Consider the following 1,019-nt stretch of genomic DNA (forward strand, 5'->3'; position numbering starts at 1 on the left):
TACAGCACTTGCGTCTATTATGAGGTACACTAGATTAAAATATAAATACTTTTAAATGAAGTCTTACTCTGTCGATCTTCGAGAAAAAATAGTTGCAGCACATCTTGAGAAAAACATCTCAATCAGGAAAGTGGCTAACATCTTTTCCGTCTCAAAGAGTTTAGTACAAAAGCTTGTAAAGCAACAAAAAGTTGAAGGAAATTTACAATCCAAGCCGCGAGGAAAGCCACAATTTAGTCATTTAACAAATGCTGATATAGAGTTGAGAGAATTAGTTGAATTACATCCAGATGCAACATTGATAGAGTTGTGTGAATTTTTTGCAGACAAGACTGGTAATTGGGTAGGCCAAAGTGCAATGTGTCGTGCGTTACAGAAATTAGGATTAAATCGGAAAAAAAAACGAAGCGGAGTACCCAAGCAGGCACAGAGCGAGTCCTGAATTTAAGATTAGAATATTGGGAAAAGGTCAAACATATAGAGCCAGAAAATTTAGTATTTTTGGATGAAACTGGTGTCCTGCTTGGATTAACGAGGACTCATGCCCGTTCACAAATGGGAACAAGAGCTTACTCTCTTAACTCCTTTTATAGAGGCTCAAAAGTTACAGTAATTGGAGCAATTAGTCTTAAAAAAGTAGTTGCATTAATGACAATGAATGGTTCAATGGATGGCATTGCGTTTGAATTATTTATTGAGAAGTTTTTAGTGCCAAATTTATGGTCAGAAGCAGTGGTAGTAATGGATAATTTATCCGCACATAAACTAGATTCAATTGTGCCAATGATTGAAGCTGTAGGTGCGAAAGTTATTTGTTTATCCTCATACTCACCCGATTTTAATCCAATTGAATTATGGTGGTCACAACTTAAATCTTTTTTACGCAGTTTTGCTCCGACAACAACAGAAATGGTTGATAACTTAATCTCAGTTGCACTCGATTTAATAAATCCTCAACATTTAAGAAACTGGTTTGCTATTTGTTGCTACTGTACCTCATAACAGCCGCAAATGCTGTA

2 protein-coding genes are annotated in these 1,019 nt (G+C 35.9%); both read left to right on the plus strand.

Annotated features, from left to right (window positions below):
- Positions 1-55: 55 nt before the first annotated feature.
- Positions 56-442: a helix-turn-helix domain-containing protein gene (locus ACEYW6_RS36365; RefSeq protein WP_412983632.1), complete on the plus strand. Its 387-nt coding sequence runs from the start codon at positions 56-58 to the stop codon at positions 440-442.
- A 59-nt stretch (positions 443-501) separates the two neighbouring features.
- Positions 502-1,002: a transposase gene (locus ACEYW6_RS36370; protein ID WP_412983633.1), complete on the plus strand. Its 501-nt coding sequence runs from the start codon at positions 502-504 to the stop codon at positions 1,000-1,002.
- Positions 1,003-1,019: the final 17 nt, after the last annotated feature.

The sequence above is a fragment of the Nostoc sp. UIC 10607 genome (genome assembly GCF_047228265.1).
In the GTDB taxonomy this organism is placed as follows: domain Bacteria; phylum Cyanobacteriota; class Cyanobacteriia; order Cyanobacteriales; family Nostocaceae; genus Nostoc; species Nostoc foliaceum_A.

Bases quoted from the DNA above. Each gene is read 5' to 3' on its own strand.
- ACEYW6_RS36365 (WP_412983632.1), top strand. From the start codon at position 56: ATGAAGTCTTACTCTGTCGATCTTCGAGAAAAAATAGTTGCAGCACAT.